The organism is Falsochrobactrum shanghaiense (genome assembly GCF_003149535.1).
Taxonomy (GTDB): domain Bacteria; phylum Pseudomonadota; class Alphaproteobacteria; order Rhizobiales; family Rhizobiaceae; genus Brucella; species Brucella shanghaiense.
The window spans coordinates 151,128-171,142 of the sequence record NZ_QGDB01000005.1; the positions used below are offsets into that span (position 1 = coordinate 151,128).

Consider the following 20,015-nt stretch of genomic DNA (forward strand, 5'->3'; position numbering starts at 1 on the left):
TGCAAGCGCCTCAATGGCATACGCACATACGCAACTGATACTGGAAAGCAGCCTGAAAGACGCGAAACCTGCGATTGATCCCCTGCCGCCGCCCGCATGACCCGGTTACGAATCATGTAGTGTTTTCAGTCTATTGATGCTGAATCCGAACGCCAGCCCCTTTTATGAAAAGAGGCATTAAAGCATGTGGAAATATGGCGGGGACGGACGGCGACCCTTGCCTTAACCGACTCTAAGACAAGGGTTTTTGCCACTTGCAGCCTGTTAATAAAAAATTACGAATTATCTTTGGATTCCGCGCCCGTTGACGGTTTTTTCACCGTTTTGCCGCTCGAATCAGCTTCAAGTTTGCCAAGGCGCGCTTCCAAAGCTTCAATTTTAGCAAGCAAAGCACTGTTTTCAGAACGCGCCTTGATCGCCATTTCGCGCACTGCTTCAAACTCTTCGCGCTGCACCACATCGAGCGTATTGAGAACCCGCTCGCCCTGCGAACGCAAGGCCGTCTCCACTTCGCGCCGCACGCCCTGCGCAGCACCTGCCGCATCGGTTACAAGCTTGGCAAATTCGTCAAGAACCCGGTTTGATCCGCTGGTCATGGCATTCTTCCTTGTTAAAAGCCTGTTTTGGAAATAGGGCTGTCCCGGTTCCGATGCAAGCATCGCTATGCAATCGTGATTAACCGATAGTCGTCGCGCCGCTTGACCGGCGCAGCGACGCCCCGCATGGTCCATGAACAAAATGGAGTAATTGCATGATAGAGACGCCGATGCGAGTTGCAGGCATTGCATTTCCGGACATCGACCCGGTAATTTTCTCTGTCGGTCCCCTGGCTGTGCACTGGTATGGGCTGGGCTATGTCGTCGGCATTCTGTTTGCCTGGTGGTATGGCAAGAAATTGCTGCAAAATCACCGCCTCTGGGCAAACAGCCAACCGCCCATGCAGCCCGAAGCGCTCGATGATTTCGTGATCTGGGCCGCTCTGGGCGTCGTGCTGGGCGGACGCATCGGCTATGTGCTGTTTTACAATTTCTCTTTTTATCTCGCCAATCCCCTCGCCATTCCAGCCGTATGGGATGGCGGCATGTCGTTCCATGGCGGCATTCTCGGCACGACCCTTGCCATGTTTCTTTTTGCGCGCGCACGCGGCATTGGCGTCTGGAGCATGTTCGACACGGTCGCCGCTGGCGTGCCGGTCGGCCTCGGCCTTGTTCGCGTTGCCAATTTCATCAATTCAGAACTCTGGGGCCGCGTCAGCGATGTGCCCTGGGCGGTCTATTTTCCCAATGGCGGTCCGTTGCCGCGCCATCCCAGCCAGCTTTATGAAGCGCTGCTCGAAGGGCTGGTGCTGTTCCTTGTTTTGTTTGCGCTCGTCTGGTCCGGTCACAAACTCAAAAAGCCCGGCTTTGTTGCCGGTGCCTTTGTCGCCGGTTACGGATTAAGCCGGATCGCGGTCGAATTCTTCCGCGAACCCGATGCGCAATTGGGCTATCTTTTCGGCGGCTGGCTCACCATGGGCATGGTGCTTTCGCTGCCGATGGTATTGTTTGGCTTCTGGGCCATCTGGCGCGCCGGGCGGGCTGCGCAAAATGCCTGACACCACACTCAAGGCCCGCCTGAAGCGATTGATCGCAACCACCGGGCCAATCAGCGTGGCGGACTATATGACCGCCTGTCTCGGTGACCGCGAGACGGGCTATTATATGACGCGCGAGCCATTTGGGCGCGACGGCGACTTCATCACTGCCCCCGACGTCAGCCAGATGTTCGGCGAGCTCATTGCCATCTGGTGTGTCAGCATATGGGACGCGCTGGGACGTCCCGAAAAAGCCGTTCTTTGCGAAATCGGTCCCGGTCGCGGCACGCTGATGAGCGACATGCTGCGCGCCATCACAAAACTCGCGCCGCAAATGGCCAGTTCGGCAAGCGTCGCCATGGTGGAAACCAGCCCACGACTGACCGGGATACAGAAACAGAAGCTCACCCCCTTCAAATCCCACATAAACTGGTATGAGCGTTTTACGGATATTCCTGACGGCCCGCTCATCCTCGTCTCCAATGAGCTTTTTGATGCCATTCCGCTCCGCCAGTTCGTCAAGGTCGCGGGCCGTTTTGTCGAACGCATGATTGCGCTCGATCAGCATGGAGAATTGCATTTCGTCAGCGGCGCCACCGGCATTGATCCGGCATTGCTGCCTCGCGAACACGCGCAGGCGCCCGAAGGCGCCATCTTTGAAGCAGCGCCCGCCCGCACGGCCCTGATGCAGGAAATTGCCGAACGCATCGCCGCAAGACGCGGCGCGGCCCTCACCATCGATTATGGTCATCTGCAATCGGGCTTTGGCGATACTTTGCAGGCCATGCTGAAACACGCCTATGACGATGTTTTCGCCCATCCCGGAGAAGCAGACCTGACCAGTCACGTCGATTTTGACATGCTGGAGCGGACCGCGCGCCATTGCGGCTGCAGGACACAAACCATGACGCAGGGCGATTTCCTGCTCGCCATGGGCCTTGTCGACCGCGCCGGGCGGCTGGGTGCCGGACGCGACGCGGCATTTCAGGAAAAAATTCGTGACGACGTCGAACGTCTGGCTGCACCGGACCAGATGGGAACTCTGTTCAAAGTTCTTGCCATTGCCGATACGGCCACACGGCTGTTCCCGTTTGACCCTGACAATTTAGCGTGAACTGACAAGAAGCTGCGATTGACAAGCTTCGCCGCCTCCCCCACCATCCCGCCGTTTGAAACGAGAAGGCCGATGACCGACAAACCGCAACCGCTCCGCTCTGCCTGGCTCGAAGGCCCCGCCGGACATAATGGCCGACGCATAGCGCATGGTTTTTTCACCCGCGAAGGCGGCGTATCAGCGGGCACCTATGCAGGTCTGAACGTGGGCGGCGGCTCAAATGATACGCCCGAATGCGTGGCGGAAAATCGCCGCCGCGTGGCCGAAACCCTCGGTGTTTCCGCCGACCACCTGATGACGGTGCATCAGGTCCATTCCGCGGATGTCCTGCATGTGACGCAGCCTTTCGGCATACCGCGCCCCAAAGCGGACGCCATGGTCACGGACGTCCCCGGCATAGCCATCGGCGCATTGTCGGCTGATTGCGGCCCGGTGCTCTTCGCCGATCACAAGGCAGGTGTTGTCGGCTCCGCCCATGCGGGCTGGCGCGGCGCATTTGACGGCGTGCTGGAAAATACCGTTGAGGCGATGATCGGACTTGGCGCTTCGCGGGAGAATATCATTGCAGTTCTGGGCCCGACAATCGGCCCTGAAAATTACGAGGTCGGCCCTGAATTTTATGGCCAGTTCATCACGCGGGATCCCGCTTATACGACCTATTTCAGACCTTCGAACAAGGAGGGCCACAGGCTTTTCGACCTGTGGCGTTTTATTACCGACCGCCTGACGGGGGCGGGTGTGCAGGCCGATGCGTTACGGCAGTGCACCTATGCCAATGAAGATTTGTTCTATTCCTATCGGCGCATGACGCATCGCAACGAACCAGATTACGGACGCCAGATTGCCGCTATAGCCATTATAGAAAATTGAGGAGAACATGATGGCCCTTCACTTCGAGCCGGAAGAATTTGCCGCACGCCGCGACCGTCTGATCCTGAAGATGGAGGAAGAAAAACTGGATGCCTTGCTGCTGTTTGCGCAGGAAAGCATGTATTGGCTGACGGGCTACGACACGTTCGGTTTTTGTTTTTTCCAGTGCCTCGTCGTCAAGGCCGATGGCTCGATGGTGCTCATGACCCGCTCCGCCGATCTGCGGCAGGCGCGCCACACATCCAATATCGAAGACATCGTCGTCTGGGTCGATCGCGGCAATGCCAACCCCGCCGTCGATCTGCGCAATATCCTCACCGAACTCGATCTGCTTGGCACACGCATCGGCATCGAATACCAGACCCACGGCCTCACCGGGGCCAATGCACGCAAGCTGGACGAGCAATTGCAGAGCTTCGCCAAGCTTTATGATGCATCCGGCATGGTCGATGGACTGCGGCTGCTTAAAAGTCCTGCCGAGATCGCTTATGCGAAGCGCGCGGCGGAACTGAGCGACGAAGCGCTGGACGCGGCACTCAAGCTGATAAAGGCAGGCGCAAGCGAAGCGGATATTCTTGCCGCCATGATGAGCGCCAACTTCGCAGGCGACGGCGATTATCCGGCGAACGAATATATTATCGGCTCAGGCGCGGATGCCCTTTTGTGCCGCTATAAGTCGGGTCGCCGCCAGCTTGCAACCAACGATCAGCTCACGCTTGAATGGTCTGGCGTCTTCCGTCATTACCACGCCCCCATGATGCGCACCGTCATCATCGGCGAGCCGACGCAGGACCATCGGAAATTATACGCCGCGGCCCGCGAGGCGCTCGAAGCGGTCGAAGCCGCCATGACGCCCGCATCCACTTTCGGCGATGTTTTCGACGCCCATGCGCGCACCATGGAAGCGCACGGCCTGACCCGCCATCGCCTGAATGCCTGCGGCTATTCGGTTGGTGCCCGGTTCACGCCATCCTGGATGGACCCGCAAATGTTCTACTCCGCCAATCCGGAAAACATACAGCCGGATATGACCCTCTTTGCCCATATGATCATCATGGATTCCGACACCGGAACCGCCATGACTCTCGGCCAGACCTATCTGACGACAAATGGCGCCGCTGAACCTTTGTCACGTCATTCTCTGGATATGATTGTCAAATGACGCATGATCGGCGATAAACTGCTTCTGGCGCATGAGTAGTTTGCGCTCTTAGGAGCATGAAGCCGAACATGAACAAGGCATATCTTCCCGTATTGCTGTTGCTTGCCGGAATGCTTGCCGCCTGCAACAGCACCGAATCAGCGTTGAATATCGAGGGAGCCGGGCAGCAGACCAGTCAGGCGAGCGGCCAGCCGGAAACGCCGGAAACGTCCACCGCGCCTGCTCCCGCCGCCGCCCCGGCAGCAGGCAGTCCTGCGCAGCAGCCCCAGCGCACTGCCGCCCTCAAGCCCGGCAAGCTTCACATCGCCCCGATCATTGGCGCACCGCTCAACGTGGTGACACCGCTCACCCATCGCATCAATGATGATGCGCGCGCCAGGGGTATCGAGCTTGCAGGCAATGGGGCCACCGATGCCGCCTATGTCATGAAGGGATATTTCTCGGTTCTGTCGGAAGACAACCAGACCACGGTGCTCTATGTCTGGGATGTGCTGGATGCATCCGGCAACCGGCTTCACCGCATACAGGGACAGGAAAAGGTTCCGGGAGCCGCCTCAGATTCCTGGAGTATCGTTCCCCCCTCCGCCATGCAGGCCATCGCAGACCGCACGATTGAGGAATATGCCTCCTGGCTTGCGGCAAATCGCGCATTATGACTGCTTCATCCGTCAAAAGCCTGAATCTCTTATGCAATCCCATGGATAGCGCCGGGAGAAAGTGCTTTGAATGGTCTTTTTACTGCAATTATGTTCCAACGGGCCTTGCAATAAGGGTGACTCTTTGCAATAGGCCCCACATTCGGCAAAGCCTTGCGGACCACGCCCCTTAGGCGCCTTCGAGGTTTTTCTGGAATGGATTTGCAGGGCCGGGCTTGAAGCGGCTCATGCGCAGACAACAGACCTTGTCCGTTCACGGACTTTGCGACAGAACGAAACTGCTCCGGCTTCAGAGGCAAAAGAATGAAACTTTTCGCAGGCAACTCCAACCGGGTTCTTGCCGAATCCGTTGCTCAATATCTCAACATTCCGCTCGGCAAGGCCACGGTCCGCCGGTTCGCCGATCAGGAAATCTTCGTCGAGATTCAGGAAAACGTACGTGGCGAGGACGTATTCGTTCTGCAATCGACCTCTTATCCGGCCAATGATCATTTGATGGAACTGCTCATCATGATCGATGCTTTCCGCCGTTCCTCCGCGCGCCGCATTACTGCGGTTCTTCCCTATTTCGGCTATGCACGGCAGGATCGCAAACCCGGCCCGCGCACGCCGATTTCGGCAAAGCTCGTTGCCAATCTGATTACCGAAGCCGGTGCCAACCGCGTTCTGACCCTCGATCTCCACGCCGGACAGATCCAGGGTTTCTTTGATATTCCAACCGACAATCTTTACTCCGTGCCCGTCATCGCCCGCGACGTGAAGGCAAATTATGCCAATGGCAATTGCATGGTGGTTTCGCCGGATGTCGGCGGCGTGGTGCGCGCGCGCTCGCTGGCAAAACGCATCGACGCCCAGCTCGCCATCGTCGACAAGCGCCGTGAACGCCCCGGCGAATCGGAAGTCATGAATGTCATCGGCGATGTAACCGGCAAGGACTGCCTCTTGTTCGACGATATTGTCGATTCGGGCGGCACGCTATGCAATGCTGCCGAAGCCTTGCTGGCCAAGGGTGCAAAAAGCGTCACCGCCTACATCACCCATGGCGTTCTGTCGGGCGGTGCGGTAGCCCGTATCACCTCATCCAAACTCAAGGAACTGGTGATTACCGACTCGATCCAGCCCACGACGGCAATCAATGATGCGCCGAATATCCGGGTTCTTTCCATTTCCAGCCTGATCGGCGAAGCGATTGCGCGCACGGCGGCGGAAGAATCCGTTTCAAGCCTGTTCGATTAAAATATATGGAGCGGTTCCATCAAATGGAACCGCTTTATTCCGCAGCCGTGCGGTCCTCTGCCTGCTCATCGGGCGCATTGGGATCGCCGGGTGCGGTTTCGCATTCCAGATCGGGGAAATTGGCGATGCGCATTCCCTTGAAATCATTGCGCAGGACCAGAAGTCCACGCTCTTCGAAATAGGTCAGAAGCCGCCTTGCACGGCTGAAGGAATGGGTGCCATAGGCCCGTGCCAATGCCGCATCCGAAGGGCATGGCGCACCCGTCACCGCTGCCTGTGCGACAATCAGGAACACGCCCTGAACATCATCGGTAAGGCTTTCCGAAAGCGCCAGCGCCTTCTGCCACGTCTCTCCCGACGCGGCATCCCCCTCGATGCTCGCTTGCGCCACAGCCAGCCTGCGCCGGAATGCGGGCAGCGCCAAAGGCTCGCCCGGAACACGATGAATGCGGCAGCGCACCAGAAAATCCTGATAAAGCACGGCGACCGAACGAAATGACGCCTCCGGATCGTCCACGATCTCGCGCATGACCTTTTCCAGCAACTCTTCGCGCTCGGCCTCAATAATTCCCGGAAACAGCGGCTCCGTCACAGGCTCCGCTTCAGGCTTCGGCTTCGCCACCTGTGCCAGAATTTCCGCCGTCGATGGCGGTGGCGGTGACGCGGGCGCACGGCGGACAGGCATGCGGATTTCTTCAGGAGCCGGCGTGAAGATCAGCTCATGCGCATCTTGCGGCGCGTCGGGCAGCGGCATCAGCTTTGGCGATGACGAGCGTGCGGAGGTTTCCACCGTGCCGATCCTGACGGGTAGCGGACGGCGGGACAAGGCTGGTCCAAGCGCCACGAAATGCCCCCGCTGCAAATCGCGGAACATTTCGGCCTGCCTGCGTTCCATACCCAGCAAATCGGCGGCACGCGCCATGTCAATATCGAGAAAGGTGCGCCCCATCAGAAAATTGGAGGCTTCTGCGGCCACGTTCTTCGCCAGCTTGGCAAGGCGTTGGGTAGCGATCACGCCGGCCAGACCGCGCTTGCGGCCCCGGCACATGAGATTGGTCATCGCGCCAAGCGAGAGCTTTCGTGCCTCATCGGACACTTCGCCTGCGGCTGCGGGCGCAAAAAGCTGCGCCTCATCGACCACGACCAGCATCGGATACCAGTAATCGCGCTCTGCATCGAAAAGTCCGCCCAGGAATGCTGCCGCAGCGCGCATTTGCTGCTCGACATCGAGCCCTTCCAGATTAAGCACCACCGAAACGCGATGTTGCCTGATGCGGCTGGCAATACGCGTCAATTCCGCTTCAGTGCGCGCGGCATCGACGACGACATGCCCGTACACATCCGCCAATGTGACGAAATCCCCTTCAGGATCGATGACGCATTGCTGCACCCATTGCGCGCTTTGCTCAAGCAGGCGGCGCAGAAGATGCGACTTGCCCGACCCGGAATTGCCCTGCACCAGAAGGCGCGTTGCGAGAAGCTCTTCAAGATCGAGCATGGCCTGTTTGCCGCCGCCAAGCGCATTTGCCGACGCGGTGGCGCTCCCGGCAACAGACCCCATGTCGATACCGACCTGCATCTCGCCTCCTTTTATGAATAACTGGAAATGTTGGAACCCGACGACTCGAACGCAACGTGTCAGCTTCGGTCAGGCACTCCCTACCATCTTTGCCGCCGCCAATGCCACCCGTTAAGAGAAAAGCCCACAGAAGCTGCGTTCCGAACCAAAAAACTTGCGCTCAAAGGCCGTTTGCTCTATAGCACCGCCATCCGCGTAGACACCCTTGGAGGCAACGTGGAATGGAGCTGCCCAACCTTATTCAACAAATAAGGAATCATGGGCTGTTTCATGTCGTTCATTTTTTAAACGACACTCCAGTAAATATCTGAAAGGAAATGCCATGAGCGATAATTTCGTGCTCAAGGCCGATTTGCGCAGCCGGGTTGGTAAGGGGTCCTCCCGCGAACTTCGCCGCAACGGCCAGATTCCAGCAGTCATCTATGGTGACAAGCAGGAGCCCCTCGCAATCGCCATCCCGTACAAGGAAGTTTTCTATAAAATCCATGGCGGTGGCTTCAAGACGACGATCATGACGATCGACGTTGACGGCAAGAAGATCAATGTCCTCCCCAAGGACTACCAGCTTGATCCGGTCCGCGACTTCCCGATGCATGTCGACTTCCTGCGCGTCTCCGCGAAGTCGGTTGTCACGGTCAACGTTCCGGTCCACTTCAAGAATGAAGAAGCTGCTCCCGGCATCAAGCGCGGCGGCGTTCTCAACGTCGTTCGTCACGAAGTCGAACTGATCGTTGCGGCCAACGCTATTCCGGATGCCCTCGAAGTCGACCTTACCGGCCTTGAAATCGGCGATACGGTTCACTTCTCGGCAATCAAGCTGCCGAAAGATGCGTCTCCGGTCATTCAGGATCGCGACTTCACCATCGCCACCATCGCTGCTCCCGCCGGCCTCAAGTCGGACGAAAATGCAGAGGATGCCGAACAGGAAGAAGCAACCAAGGAAGGCGAATAATCGCTTTTCCCGCAGAGAGGGGCTGCAACCATGCTGCTTATCGCAGGACTTGGCAATCCCGGCCCCAAATATGCGCGCAACCGGCATAATATCGGTTTCATGGCGGCGGATGAAATATTCCGCCGCCATCGCTTTTCCAACTGGCAGAAGAAATTCCAGGCGGAAATCGCCGACGGCATCATAGACGGCGAGAAGGTTCTTCTCATCAAGCCGCAGACATTCATGAATCTTTCCGGCCAGTCGATTGGCGAGGCCATGCGCTTTTACAAGCTCTCGCCCGCCGATCTGGTGGTCATTTATGATGAGCTGGACCTGCCCCCCGGCAAGTTGCGCATCAAGACCGGCGGTAGCGCCAATGGCCATAATGGCATCAAGTCCATCGACGCGCATTGCGGGCAGAATTATCGCCGGATGCGCCTTGGCATCGGTCATCCCGGCGCAAAAGAACTGGTGCATAATCACGTACTCGGTGACTTCGCCAAGGCCGACAGCGAATGGCTGGACAAGCTGTGCGCGGCGATTGCCGATAATATCGGCCTGCTTGCCAAGTCGGAAGACAACACATTCATGAACCGTATTGCGCTCGCCATGGGCGATGGCGGCCAGCGCCCGAGCGGCTTCAAGGCCGATGCAACGCAGAGCAAGGAACCGGCCAGGGCGCAGAGCCATATCCGGCAGGCACGGCAGAACCAGAAGCCCGTCAATGTGCCGCAAAGCGGCCCGATGGCCGAAATGCTCAGGAAGCTTCTTGGCAAAAAGGACTGAAAGCGCCAAACGCTCTCCCGCCTCTTGACGCTTCCCTGCCTGATAGCGCATAGCCTCCATGACAAAATTCTATCGAGACAGGTAAGATCATGGGTTTCAAATGCGGCATTGTCGGCCTGCCTAATGTTGGCAAGTCCACGCTCTTCAACGCGCTGACCAAAACTGCGGCCGCACAGGCAGCAAATTATCCCTTCTGCACCATCGAACCCAATACCGGCGAAGTCGCGGTGCCCGACCCGCGCCAGGCCGAAATTGCGCGCATTGCTGGCTCAAAGGAAATCATCCCGACCCGCATCAACTTCGTCGATATTGCAGGCCTTGTGCGCGGCGCTTCCAAGGGGGAAGGTCTTGGCAACCAGTTTCTCGCCAATATTCGAGAAGTCGACGCCATCGTGCATGTGCTGCGCTGCTTCGAAGACGATGACATCACCCACGTAGAGGGCCGTATTGAACCTGTTTCCGATGCGCAGACGGTCGAAACCGAACTCATGCTTTCCGATCTCGAAAGCATCGAGCGCCGTATCGTCCAGATCCGTAAGCGTGCAACCGGCAAGGACAAGGAAGCCCTCACCATCCTGCCCATTATGGAGAACGCGCTGGAACTGCTTCAGAATGGCCAGCCGGTACGCATGATGCTGGCCGACATTTCAGCTGAGGACCTGCTGATCCTCAAGGGCCTCAACCTGCTGACCTCCAAGCCGGTGCTTTATGTATGCAATGTCGCAGAAAGCGACGCGGTCGAGGGCAACGAATTCACCGCTGCCGTCGAAAAAATGGCGCAGGAACAGGGCGCGCAGACCGTCACCATCTCGGCGGCCATCGAGGCCGAAGTCGCGCAATTGCCAGAGGAAGAAGCGGCAGAATATCTCGATGCGATGGGCCTTGACGAACCGGGCCTCGACCGCCTCATTCGTGCAGGCTACAAGCTTCTCGATCTCATCACCTATTTCACCGCTGGCCCCAAGGAAACGCGGGCCTGGACCGTCAGGCGCGGAACGAAGGCTCCCGCTGCGGCAGGCGTTATCCATACCGATTTCGAGCGCGGCTTCATCCGCGCCCAGACAATCGCCTTTGAGGATTACGTAAAATATAGTGGTGAAGCCGGAGCCAAGGAAGCCGGCAAGGCGCGGGACGAAGGCAAGGAATATATCGTCCAGGACGGCGATGTGATGCTGTTCCGCTTCAATACCTGATATAGAGCATTTCCAGCAAAAGTGCGAAGCGGTTTTGCGTCAGGACAATGCGACAAAATAAAGAATTAGAGCAATTCCCTATAAACAGGAACCGTTCTAAAAGCCCTGATCGTTCGACAATCTTCGCAGCGCCCGACAAATAACGGGCACTGCGAAGGTCGCTAATCTCAGTCGCCTTCAAATTCGACAAGCGTGCGCACCGGCACACCGAGCGCTTCAAGCTTCTTGCGGCCACCAAGATCGGGCAGGTCGATGATGAAACAGGCAGCGACGATTTCCGCACCCATCTGCAAAAGAAGTTTGGCAGCCGCTTCGGCTGTGCCGCCGGTCGCGATCAAATCATCGACAAGAATAATGCGCTCGCCCTGCGTGATGGCATCGCGATGCATCTCCATTTCGTCAATTCCATATTCGAGACTATAGGCGATGCGCACCGTGTCTCGCGGCAGCTTGCCCTTCTTACGGATCGGCACAAAACCGGATGAGAGCTGATGCGCGATCGCGCCGCCCAGAATAAAGCCGCGCGCTTCAATACCCGCAACCTTGTCGATTTTATTGCCCGCATAGGGATAGACAAGCTCATCCACCGCCCGGCGAAAAGCCCCTGCATCGCCCATCAGCGTTGTAACGTCGCGAAACTGCACGCCCGGCTTGGGATAATCCGGGATCGTTCTGATCGCATCTTTCAGCGTGGCTTTGAATCCGGATTCCATAATCGGTCCTTTCGAATGGAAGAGGCGATTGAGCCGTCGCGGCATGATCCGACCGCCCTGTTTTGCTGAAATCACTTCAATCATGATATGGCCGCCGCGCCAAGCTTCTTTGCACGTTTTACATGATTGGAGCGCCCAATAAAAAGGGCGCCGCAAAGGGCGCCCTTTCATTTAGAAAGCTAAAGCATGTCGCCCGAAAGTGGGAACCGGTTTCGGGATAACGACCTGCGTTAAAACAACAACTTAAAGCGTAAGGAGCGAATCTGAAAGATCGCGACACGCTTTAGTCGGTCAGTGCTTCACATCTGACCAGATCTGACGCTTGGCGATATAGACCAGACCCGCAAACAGGATCAGGAACACCAGAACCCGGAAGCCGGTCTTCTTGCGCTGTTCCAGATGCGGCTCGGCAGCCCACATAAGAAATGCCGAAACATCCCGTGCATATTGGTCTACCGTCTGCGGCGCGCCATCATCATAAGTCACCTGATCGTCGCTCAATGGCTTGGCCATGGCGAGCGACTTGCCCGCGATGAAATACGGGTTGTAATAGGTGCCTTCCGGGATTTCCATGCCTGCGGGCGGCTGTTCATCATAGCCGGTCAGCAGGGAATGAATGTAATCCGGGCCGGCTTCGGCATATTGCGTGAATATATCGAAGAGGAATGTCGGAAAACCGCGTTCGACAGCACGCGCCTTGGCGATGAGCGAAAAGTCCGGCGGGGCAGCACCGTTATTCGCTGCTGCCGCAGCATTGGCATTCGCAAATGGCGACGGGAAATAATCCGTCGGGATTGCGTTGCGGGTAAACATTTCGCCGTCAGCATCCGGGCCGTCCTCGACTTCGTATTCCGCAGCAAACGCCTTCACCTCATCAGGCGTATAGCCGAGATCCTGAAGCGTGCGGAATGCGACCAGATTCATCGAATGGCAGGCCGCGCAGACTTCCTTATAGACCTTGAGGCCACGCTGAAGCTGCGCCTTGTCATAAGTTCCGAACGGTCCCGCAAAGCTCCAGTTTTCCTGCTTGGGATGGTGGATCGGGAAATGTAACGGTTCAGCAGCGCTATGGTCCTCCTGAGCGGTGGCGCTTCCCATGGCAACGCCCAATGCGACCATCGGGGCCAGACCCAGTGCGGCGAAATTCTTGAGGAACTTTTTCATTTTTCTGTCCTTCATCTCTCGCGCGCTCAGCCGTTGATTTCCACGGGGGCAATCGACGACTTGCCTTCGTTCTTTTCCAGCACAGCTTCCGTAATGGAGTTCGGCAGGCGCTTTGGTGTCTCGATCAGGCCGAGAATCGGCATGATGATGAGGAAGAAAGCGAAGTAATAGAACGTCCCCACCTGTGCGAGAGCCACATAGATACCCTCTGCCGGGCGCGATCCAAGCCAGCCGAGGAAGATGGCGTTGACCACGAACAGCCAGAAGAACAGCTTGAACCACGGGCGATATACCGCCGAACGCACCTTTGACGTATCGAGCCAGGGCACGACGAACAGGATAGCGATCGAACCGAACATGACCAGAACGCCGCCAAGCTTGGAATCGATCGGGCCGATATTGAAGGTGATGGCGCGCAGCATGGCGTAGAATGGCAGGAAGTACCATTCCGGCACGATGTGGGCCGGAGTTTTGAGCGAATCGGCGGGGATATAGTTATCCGCATGACCGAGATAGTTCGGCATATAGAAGATGAAATAGGCAAAGATGACAAAGAAAACCAGCGCGCCGAAAGCGTCCTTGATGGTCGCATAGGGCGTGAAGGCGACCGTATCCGTCTTGGACTTCACTTCAATACCGGTCGGGTTGGTCTGCCCGGTCACGTGCAGGGCCCATACGTGCAGGATAACGACGCCCGCAATCATGAACGGCAGCAGATAATGCAGCGAGAAGAAGCGGTTGAGCGTCGGGTTATCGACCGCAAAACCACCAAGCAGAAGCTGCTGGACCGGCTCGCCAATGATGGGAAATGCAGTGAAGAAGCCGGTGATGACCGTCGCTCCCCAGAATGACATCTGGCCCCATGGCAGAACATATCCCATGAAGGCCGTTGCCATCATCAGGAGGAAGATGACCACGCCGAGAATCCACAAAAGCTCACGCGGCGCCTTGTAGGAGCCATAATAAAGGCCGCGCGCTATGTGCAGATAAACGGCAATGAAGAAGAACGACGCTCCATTGGCGTGCATATAGCGCAGCAGCCAGCCGGAATTGACGTCGCGCATGATCTTTTCGACTGAATTAAACGCAAGAGCCGTATCCGCCGCATAATGCATTGCGAGCACGATGCCGGTGAGCAACTGCGCAATGAGCATGAACGAGAGTATGCCACCAAAGGTATACATATAGTTCAGGTTACGCGGTGTCGGATAAGCGACAAAGGAATCATAGACAAGGCGCGGCAATGGCAGCCGTTCGTCGACCCATTTTTCGATGCCGGTCGAGGGCGTGTATGTGGAGTGTCCACCACTCATGTTTTTTCTCCCCAAGATCCGTCTTAGCCGATCCTGATGACCGTATCGGAGGTGAATTCAAACTGCGGAATATGCATGTTCTCAGGCGCGGGGCCGCTGCGGATACGTCCTGACGTATCATAGGTCGAGCCATGGCAGGGGCAGAACCATCCGCCGAACGAACCGGCCTCGCCCAGCGGGACGCAGCCCAGATGGGTGCATACGCCGATCATGACCAGCCAGTTTTCCTTGCCCTCGCCCGCCGAGCGCGCCAGGTCGGTCGCCTCGGTGCCCGAAGGCAGGTTGGCATTGCGCGCATCGAGATCCTTGAGGTCGGCGAGCGCTGTGGTCTGCGCATCTTCGACTTCCTTGGCGGTCCGGTTGCGGATAAAGACCGGTTTGCCCCGCCATTTAACCGTCAGCGATGCGCCCTCGGTGAGAGACGAAACGTCAACCTCGATAGATGCCGCGGCAAGCGTCGAAGCGTCAGGACGCATCTGGTCGATAAACGGCCATGCCAGTCCGCCAACTCCGACGACACCCGCCATTCCCGTCGCAATATACAAAAAATCACGCCGTGTCGGCTCAGCCGTGTCGTGTGCGCTCACGTGCCAATTCCTTTTCAACCTGCATATTCAATTAAACTCTCCCCTCGTCCATGTTTGCGCCTGTGCAAAAAAAGTCCTGCAAGTGCTCACAGAACGAAATTCCCTCCATCTCACCTTCCGGTTTAGGCGGGAAGAAAAGTCTTGTCCAGACGCCAACCCCTCATGACGGCACCATGTCGCAGGCTATTTTACACAGCCGTTTTCGCGTATGGCCAGGCGCAGGGAATCCATCTTAATTCGTATCGGGCGATAGAGCGGTTTATTTTCGCCCCTGCCATCCAACCGGCGGCTTTAGCCGGGCTGGCCGAGAAAACCGCCCGATTGACGCGCCCACAGGCCGGCATAGATGCCACCGCGCGCGATCAATTCCTCATGGGTGCCCCCTTCGACAATGCGGCCCTTGTCCATCACAACGAGACGGTCAAGCGCTGCAATGGTCGACAGCCGATGCGCAATGGCGATGACGGTCTTGCCTTCCATCAATTGTCTCAGATTGTCCTGAATCGATGCCTCGACTTCCGAATCAAGGGCCGAAGTCGCCTCATCGAGAATGAGCACAGGCGCATCCTTGAGAATCGCCCGCGCTATGGCGATGCGCTGCCGCTGCCCGCCCGAAAGCTTCACGCCCCTTTCGCCGACGAATGCGTCGAACGACTTGCGCCCCTGATAATCTTCCAGCACCGCGATGAACCCGTCTGCTTCCGCCTGCCTTGTGGCGCGCAGAAGATCGGCCTCCGTCGCATCGTCGCGCGCCAGCATGATATTGTCGCGCAGCGAGCGGTGCAGCAGGGCCGTTTCCTGACTGACAACGGCGAAGGCGCGGCGCAATGAAGCCTGCGTCACATCCCGCACATTCTGCCCGTCGACGAGGATTTCCCCTTTTTCCACATCGTAAAGCCGCAGGATGAGATTGACGAGCGTGGATTTGCCCGCGCCCGAATGCCCGACCAGCCCGACACGTTCGCCGCCCGCAACCGTGAAATTGATATTTTCAAGCACGCCCGCACCCTTGCCATAATGGAAGGTGACATTGCGCACGTCGATGCGCCCCTGCGTGATCTGCAAGGGCTTTGCGCCGCGACGGTCTTCCAGCCCCAGCGGGGCCGAAACCAGCTTCATTGAATTCTCTATCAGCCCGAGCTGGCGCAACATGCCGTTCAACTGCATCATCATCCGCCCCAGCAGCATATTAAGCCGCAAGACAAGACCGAGAGTAAACGATACCTGCCCCACTGTAATCGCATCGCGCGTCCACAGATCGATGGCGATGGCCGCAACCGTCACGATCATCAGGCCCGAGAGGGCCGTCAGCGAAATGCGCACACCCGTCAGCGAGCGCATGAAAGGCAGGATGGCCCCGAGATACCGCTCAAAGCCGTCACGAAGATAGTGTTCATCGTCGTCAGCCGTATTGAGCTTGATGGTCTGGATATTGGAATAGCTGTCGACGATGCGCCCATTGATCATGGAGCCAGCCTCGGCGGATGCTTCGGCATATTTGCGGATACGCGGCAGATAGCGCCGCGCGATAAAACCGAATGCGATGATCCATGCAATGACCGCAGCAGCCAACCGCCAGTCCAGACGCCCGACCAGAAACAGGGTTGTTATGCTGTAGATCGCCATGAACCAGACGACCTGAATGAGACTTTCGATGAGATCGCCCGCAGCCTGCCCCGCCTGCCAGACCTTGGTGGCGATGCGACCGGCAAAATCATTCTGGAAAAAGGCATAGGATTGGCGCAGCACATAGGAATTGGCCTGCCAGCGGATCATGTTGTAGAAACCGGGAGAAAGCGTCTGCCCGTCCAGCATCGTGCTGAGCGCAGTGACGACGAGGCGGATGACCACCACCGTCAGCGCCATGAACAGCAGTTCCGGCCCCGCGTCATGAAACAGCCCCGTCCAGCTTCGCTCCGCGCCAGCCCGGCCCGCCTGATCAAGAATATCGATCAGCCTGCCGGTAAAATAAAACAACCCCGCCTCCACCAGCGGAAGCAATCCACCCACGATCAGCGAAAGCGCCAGCGGCCCTTTGGCCTGCCGTGCATAGTGCCAGATAAAGGCCAGCGTCGTTGAAGGCGGTCTTAGCTGGTCGGGCTCGCGAAAGGGATCGACCCAACGCTCGAACAGGCTATAGACCGCTTTCATCAATTGCGTTTTCCTTAATTGACCAGTTCCGTACCCGCCGGGTCATCGAAGCCGAGAAAACCACCCGATTGTCTCGCCCATAATCCGGCATAAATGCCGCCAAGCGCCACAAGTTCCTCATGGGTGCCGTCTTCGACGATATGACCTTCATCCATGACCACCAGCCGGTCGAGCGCCGCAATGGTGGAAAGCCGGTGCGCAATGGCGATCACGGTCTTGCCTTCCATCAATGTGTTGAGGCTGTCCTGAATGGCGGCTTCCACTTCCGAATCAAGCGCCGATGTCGCTTCGTCCAGAATAAGGATCGGCGCATCCTTGAGCATCACGCGCGCAATGGCGATGCGCTGGCGCTGCCCACCCGACAGTTTCACGCCGCGTTCACCGACATGGGCCTCAAGCCCCCGGCGTCCCTTGGGATCGGTCAGTTGCGGAATGAACTGATCTGCCTGCGCAAGCCGGATGGCGCGCGCCACCATTTCATCACTCGCGTCAGGTCGGCCATACATGATGTTTTCACGCACCGAACGATGCAGCAGCGACGTATCCTGCGTGACCATTCCAATATTGGCGCGCAGCGAATCCTGCTGCACTTTGGAAATATCCTGACCGTCGATCAGAATGCGTCCGCTTTCGAGATCGTAAAAGCGCAGCAGCAGATTGACCAGCGTCGATTTACCCGCTCCCGAGCGGCCGACAAGCCCGACCTTCTGTCCGGCAGGAATATCGAGCGACAATCCTTCGATGACACCCTTGCCCTTGCCGTAGTGAAAACCGATCCGGTCAAAGACGAGTTCGCCCCTGTCGACCTTGAGCGCGGGCGCGTCCGGCACATCCACCACCTCATGCGAACGCGCGATTGTTGTAATGCCATCTTCCACCGTGCCGATATTCTCGAACAGCGCCGACATTTCCCACATGATCCATTGCGACATGCCGTTGAGGCGCAGCACCAGACCGATACCGACGGCCACGGCGCCAACCGATACCGCCTCGTCCATCCATAAGCCGATGCCGATAACCCCCACTGCAAACAGCAGAATGCAGTTTGTGAGATAAAGCGTGAAATGGAACATCGTGATCAGGCGCATCTGCCGGTGCACGGTATCCAGAAAGCCATCCAGACTTTCACGCACATAAGCTTCCTCGCGGCTCGAATGCGAGAACAGCTTGACAGTGGCAATATTGGTATAGCTGTCGACGATCCGCCCGGTCATGGACGAACGCGCATCGGCCTGTTCCTCGGAGATCACCCGCAAACGCGGGATGAAGAAACGCAGCAAAATGATATAAACGCCCAGCCAGACCGCAAACGGGATCATCAGAACGATATTGGCGGATGCCGCGATGAAAAGCGTGCCGGCAAAATAGACGAAAACATAATTGAGAACGTCGAGCAGCTTCATCACCGTTTCGCGTACGGCAAGCGCTGTCTGCATCAGTTTCGTTGAAATGCGACCGGCAAACTCATCCTGGAAAAATGCCATCGACTGGCGAATGAGATAACGGTGCATCAGCCAGCGCACACGCATCGGATAATTGCCGAGCAATGTCTGGTGGATAAGCAGCGAATTGATCAGGACGACACCCGGCAGGCCGATCAGCACCAGCCCCGCTATGAGCGACAGCCGCCATCCTTCATTCGCCAGAAAAGTCTCGCGCGACTGGTGCGAGAGCCAGTCTACGATATTGCCCAGAAAGGCGAAAAGCGACACCTCGATAATGGCGATCAGCGACGTGAAGAACGCCATTCCAAATATCCACGGCCAGGCGCCGCGGGTGTAATAAAGGCAAAACGCCACCAGTCCGCGCGGCGGCTCGCGCGGCGCTTCTTCCGGGTAGGCAATGAGTCGCTTCTCAAACCATTTGAACATAGCGTTCTTTTATGTGCCCTCATGAAAATTGCCAAGGAAAAACAGAACAAAAAGAGAATATTTTATTCGACTGAATCCTTGCGGCAACATGATTTCTGCGTTACCCGGCTGATATGAATTTGCGTATCGCTCTTTATCAACCAGACATTCCCGGCAATACGGGAACCATTTTGCGGATGGCCGCCTGCCTTGGCTTTGCGGTGGATCTTATCGAACCGGCGGGCTTTGATGTGTCCGACCGCTCGCTCAAGCGCGCCGGGATGGATTATCTCGAACAGGCTGCGCTGACACGCCATGCCGACTGGCAGCATTTCAATGAATGGCGCAAACAGGCCGACCGTCGTCTGGTCTTGCTTTCAACGAAGGCGGCGGCACCCTATACGGACTACCAATTTCAGAAAAATGACATTCTTTTGTTCGGACGTGAATCCGCGGGCGTTCCCGATGATGTGCAGGCGACTGCCGATGCACGACTTCTGATTCCGATGGTGCCGGGCGCGCGCTCACTCAATCTCGCTGTCAGCGTTGCCATGACTGCCGGTGAAGCCCTGCGCCAACTGAACCTCAGCCAGCGCACCTGATCCCCCGACCGAATTGACGTTATGTAATAACGATTCGTAAAATCGCTCCGCATGCCATTCAAGGCCGATCTGAATCCAATTTCAGTGGGTTGGACCCTTTTTATGAATCAAAAAACCAGATCAGTCGGAAGTCGGCAATCGCCGGATCGTAAATTCGATCATATCGTCCGGCCGTTCGCACCAGCTTTCGATTTCGGTCCAGTAAGCGGCTTTGGGAAAAGCCTCGAACCATTCCCGTGCCTTGGCACGCGCAGCCTGACGAGGCAGGGTGAATGTCTCGCGGATAAAACCGTCGCGCGGCATACGGCTCTTTTGGGTGCGGCTTTTTTCAAGCTGCCTGCGCAGTCCTTCAAGCGGTGGGCGGGGCGTTGCTGCATTCATGCGTTTGCCTCCCGAAAACACGTCGCTCAGAAATCTAACCGGGCTTGCTGGTTACGGCATGAACATGACAGTGATATAAAGCCGGTCTTGGCGATCCTGTAGCTTTTGCGATCCCTCTAGCGGACCAAGAATAGGGAAGCCCCCCGCAAAAGAC

19 protein-coding genes are annotated in these 20,015 nt (G+C 57.3%); 10 read left to right on the plus strand and 9 right to left on the minus strand.

Going from position 1 to position 20,015, the window contains the following annotated elements; genetic code table 11:
• Nucleotides 1–275: 275 nt before the first annotated feature.
• Complete coding sequence (locus DKP76_RS13695; protein ID WP_109707361.1) at nucleotides 276–596, minus strand: accessory factor UbiK family protein; 321 nt, start codon at nucleotides 594–596, stop codon at nucleotides 276–278.
• Between the two features lie 155 nt (nucleotides 597–751).
• On the opposite strand from DKP76_RS13695, the gene lgt reads away from it, so the two are divergent.
• From lgt to DKP76_RS13725, 6 genes are all read left to right on the plus strand, one after another.
• The gene (lgt, locus tag DKP76_RS13700; RefSeq protein ID WP_109707362.1) at nucleotides 752–1,594 is read left to right on the plus strand and encodes a prolipoprotein diacylglyceryl transferase; all 843 of its coding nucleotides are present in this window, start codon (nucleotides 752–754) and stop codon (nucleotides 1,592–1,594) included.
• On the plus strand, nucleotides 1,587–2,687 hold the full coding sequence (locus tag DKP76_RS13705) for a class I SAM-dependent methyltransferase (protein WP_109707363.1): 1,101 nt from the start codon (nucleotides 1,587–1,589) through the stop codon (nucleotides 2,685–2,687). The genes lgt and DKP76_RS13705 overlap by 8 nt, the downstream gene beginning before the upstream one ends.
• 72 nt (nucleotides 2,688–2,759) lie before the next feature.
• Nucleotides 2,760–3,557, plus strand: coding sequence for a peptidoglycan editing factor PgeF (gene pgeF, locus DKP76_RS13710; RefSeq protein ID WP_109707364.1), 798 nt, complete (start codon nucleotides 2,760–2,762; stop codon nucleotides 3,555–3,557).
• Nucleotides 3,558–3,567: 10 nt separating this feature from the next.
• Nucleotides 3,568–4,719, plus strand: a complete 1,152-nt coding sequence (locus DKP76_RS13715; RefSeq protein ID WP_109707365.1) for a M24 family metallopeptidase — start codon at nucleotides 3,568–3,570, stop codon at nucleotides 4,717–4,719.
• A 56-nt stretch (nucleotides 4,720–4,775) separates the two neighbouring features.
• Nucleotides 4,776–5,375, plus strand: a complete 600-nt coding sequence (locus DKP76_RS13720) for a hypothetical protein (RefSeq protein ID WP_109707366.1) — start codon at nucleotides 4,776–4,778, stop codon at nucleotides 5,373–5,375.
• 303 nt (nucleotides 5,376–5,678) lie between these two features.
• Nucleotides 5,679–6,611, plus strand: a complete 933-nt coding sequence (locus DKP76_RS13725) for a ribose-phosphate pyrophosphokinase (RefSeq protein ID WP_109707367.1) — start codon at nucleotides 5,679–5,681, stop codon at nucleotides 6,609–6,611.
• A gap of 34 nt (nucleotides 6,612–6,645) precedes the next feature.
• Here the strand turns inward: DKP76_RS13725 and DKP76_RS13730 are convergent, their stop codons facing one another.
• Nucleotides 6,646–8,190, minus strand: coding sequence for a helicase HerA domain-containing protein (locus tag DKP76_RS13730; protein ID WP_109707368.1), 1,545 nt, complete (start codon nucleotides 8,188–8,190; stop codon nucleotides 6,646–6,648).
• A gap of 322 nt (nucleotides 8,191–8,512) precedes the next feature.
• Here DKP76_RS13730 and DKP76_RS13740 point away from each other — a divergent pair, with 322 nt between their 5' ends.
• The 3 genes from DKP76_RS13740 to ychF all read left to right on the plus strand — a co-directional run bounded on the left by DKP76_RS13740 (nucleotide 8,513) and on the right by ychF (nucleotide 11,100).
• Complete coding sequence (locus tag DKP76_RS13740; protein ID WP_109707370.1) at nucleotides 8,513–9,142, plus strand: 50S ribosomal protein L25/general stress protein Ctc; 630 nt, start codon at nucleotides 8,513–8,515, stop codon at nucleotides 9,140–9,142.
• 30 nt (nucleotides 9,143–9,172) lie between these two features.
• Nucleotides 9,173–9,907, plus strand: coding sequence for an aminoacyl-tRNA hydrolase (gene pth / locus DKP76_RS13745; RefSeq protein WP_109707371.1), 735 nt, complete (start codon nucleotides 9,173–9,175; stop codon nucleotides 9,905–9,907).
• 89 nt (nucleotides 9,908–9,996) lie between these two features.
• Nucleotides 9,997–11,100, plus strand: a complete 1,104-nt coding sequence (ychF, locus tag DKP76_RS13750) for a redox-regulated ATPase YchF (RefSeq protein WP_109707372.1) — start codon at nucleotides 9,997–9,999, stop codon at nucleotides 11,098–11,100.
• A 167-nt stretch (nucleotides 11,101–11,267) separates the two neighbouring features.
• Here ychF and DKP76_RS13755 read toward each other — a convergent pair whose 3' ends face one another.
• The 6 genes from DKP76_RS13755 to DKP76_RS13780 form a co-directional block, all read right to left on the minus strand.
• Nucleotides 11,268–11,813: an adenine phosphoribosyltransferase gene (locus DKP76_RS13755; protein ID WP_109707549.1), complete on the minus strand. Its 546-nt coding sequence runs from the start codon at nucleotides 11,811–11,813 to the stop codon at nucleotides 11,268–11,270.
• A 291-nt stretch (nucleotides 11,814–12,104) separates the two neighbouring features.
• Nucleotides 12,105–12,977 carry a cytochrome c1 gene (locus DKP76_RS13760; RefSeq protein WP_109707550.1) on the minus strand — a complete coding sequence of 291 codons (873 nt, stop codon included), beginning with the start codon at nucleotides 12,975–12,977 and terminating at the stop codon, nucleotides 12,105–12,107.
• 26 nt (nucleotides 12,978–13,003) lie between these two features.
• Nucleotides 13,004–14,290: a cytochrome b gene (locus tag DKP76_RS13765; protein ID WP_109707373.1), complete on the minus strand. Its 1,287-nt coding sequence runs from the start codon at nucleotides 14,288–14,290 to the stop codon at nucleotides 13,004–13,006.
• Between the two features lie 23 nt (nucleotides 14,291–14,313).
• A complete protein-coding gene (petA, locus tag DKP76_RS13770) occupies nucleotides 14,314–14,877 on the minus strand; it encodes a ubiquinol-cytochrome c reductase iron-sulfur subunit (RefSeq protein WP_109707374.1) in 564 nt (187 codons plus the stop codon).
• Nucleotides 14,878–15,168: 291 nt separating this feature from the next.
• Nucleotides 15,169–17,028, minus strand: coding sequence for an ABC transporter ATP-binding protein (locus DKP76_RS13775; RefSeq protein WP_109707375.1), 1,860 nt, complete (start codon nucleotides 17,026–17,028; stop codon nucleotides 15,169–15,171).
• Nucleotides 17,029–17,042: 14 nt separating this feature from the next.
• Nucleotides 17,043–18,899, minus strand: coding sequence for an ABC transporter ATP-binding protein (locus DKP76_RS13780; RefSeq protein WP_109707376.1), 1,857 nt, complete (start codon nucleotides 18,897–18,899; stop codon nucleotides 17,043–17,045).
• Between the two features lie 113 nt (nucleotides 18,900–19,012).
• Here DKP76_RS13780 and DKP76_RS13785 point away from each other — a divergent pair, with 113 nt between their 5' ends.
• Nucleotides 19,013–19,480: a tRNA (cytidine(34)-2'-O)-methyltransferase gene (locus tag DKP76_RS13785; protein WP_109707377.1), complete on the plus strand. Its 468-nt coding sequence runs from the start codon at nucleotides 19,013–19,015 to the stop codon at nucleotides 19,478–19,480.
• A gap of 120 nt (nucleotides 19,481–19,600) precedes the next feature.
• Here DKP76_RS13785 and DKP76_RS13790 read toward each other — a convergent pair whose 3' ends face one another.
• Nucleotides 19,601–19,861 (minus strand): hypothetical protein, encoded by a 261-nt coding sequence (locus DKP76_RS13790; RefSeq protein WP_109707378.1) that lies wholly within the window; start codon nucleotides 19,859–19,861, stop codon nucleotides 19,601–19,603.
• Nucleotides 19,862–20,015: the final 154 nt, after the last annotated feature.

Excerpts from the sequence above, each read along its gene's own strand:
- DKP76_RS13695 (WP_109707361.1), bottom strand. The coding sequence starts at position 596 with ATGACCAGCGGATCAAACCGGGTTCTTGACGAATTTGCCAAGCTTGTA.
- lgt (WP_109707362.1), top strand. The coding sequence starts at position 752 with ATGATAGAGACGCCGATGCGAGTTGCAGGCATTGCATTTCCGGACATC.
- DKP76_RS13705 (WP_109707363.1), top strand. The coding sequence starts at position 1,587 with ATGCCTGACACCACACTCAAGGCCCGCCTGAAGCGATTGATCGCAACC.
- pgeF (WP_109707364.1), top strand. The coding sequence starts at position 2,760 with ATGACCGACAAACCGCAACCGCTCCGCTCTGCCTGGCTCGAAGGCCCC.
- DKP76_RS13715 (WP_109707365.1), top strand. The coding sequence starts at position 3,568 with ATGGCCCTTCACTTCGAGCCGGAAGAATTTGCCGCACGCCGCGACCGT.
- DKP76_RS13720 (WP_109707366.1), top strand. The coding sequence starts at position 4,776 with ATGAAGCCGAACATGAACAAGGCATATCTTCCCGTATTGCTGTTGCTT.
- DKP76_RS13725 (WP_109707367.1), top strand. The coding sequence starts at position 5,679 with ATGAAACTTTTCGCAGGCAACTCCAACCGGGTTCTTGCCGAATCCGTT.
- DKP76_RS13730 (WP_109707368.1), bottom strand. The coding sequence starts at position 8,190 with ATGCAGGTCGGTATCGACATGGGGTCTGTTGCCGGGAGCGCCACCGCG.
- DKP76_RS13740 (WP_109707370.1), top strand. The coding sequence starts at position 8,513 with ATGAGCGATAATTTCGTGCTCAAGGCCGATTTGCGCAGCCGGGTTGGT.
- pth (WP_109707371.1), top strand. The coding sequence starts at position 9,173 with ATGCTGCTTATCGCAGGACTTGGCAATCCCGGCCCCAAATATGCGCGC.
- ychF (WP_109707372.1), top strand. The coding sequence starts at position 9,997 with ATGGGTTTCAAATGCGGCATTGTCGGCCTGCCTAATGTTGGCAAGTCC.
- DKP76_RS13755 (WP_109707549.1), bottom strand. The coding sequence starts at position 11,813 with ATGGAATCCGGATTCAAAGCCACGCTGAAAGATGCGATCAGAACGATC.
- DKP76_RS13760 (WP_109707550.1), bottom strand. The coding sequence starts at position 12,977 with ATGAAAAAGTTCCTCAAGAATTTCGCCGCACTGGGTCTGGCCCCGATG.
- DKP76_RS13765 (WP_109707373.1), bottom strand. The coding sequence starts at position 14,290 with ATGAGTGGTGGACACTCCACATACACGCCCTCGACCGGCATCGAAAAA.
- DKP76_RS13775 (WP_109707375.1), bottom strand. The coding sequence starts at position 17,028 with ATGAAAGCGGTCTATAGCCTGTTCGAGCGTTGGGTCGATCCCTTTCGC.
- DKP76_RS13780 (WP_109707376.1), bottom strand. The coding sequence starts at position 18,899 with ATGTTCAAATGGTTTGAGAAGCGACTCATTGCCTACCCGGAAGAAGCG.
- DKP76_RS13785 (WP_109707377.1), top strand. The coding sequence starts at position 19,013 with ATGAATTTGCGTATCGCTCTTTATCAACCAGACATTCCCGGCAATACG.
- DKP76_RS13790 (WP_109707378.1), bottom strand. The coding sequence starts at position 19,861 with ATGAATGCAGCAACGCCCCGCCCACCGCTTGAAGGACTGCGCAGGCAG.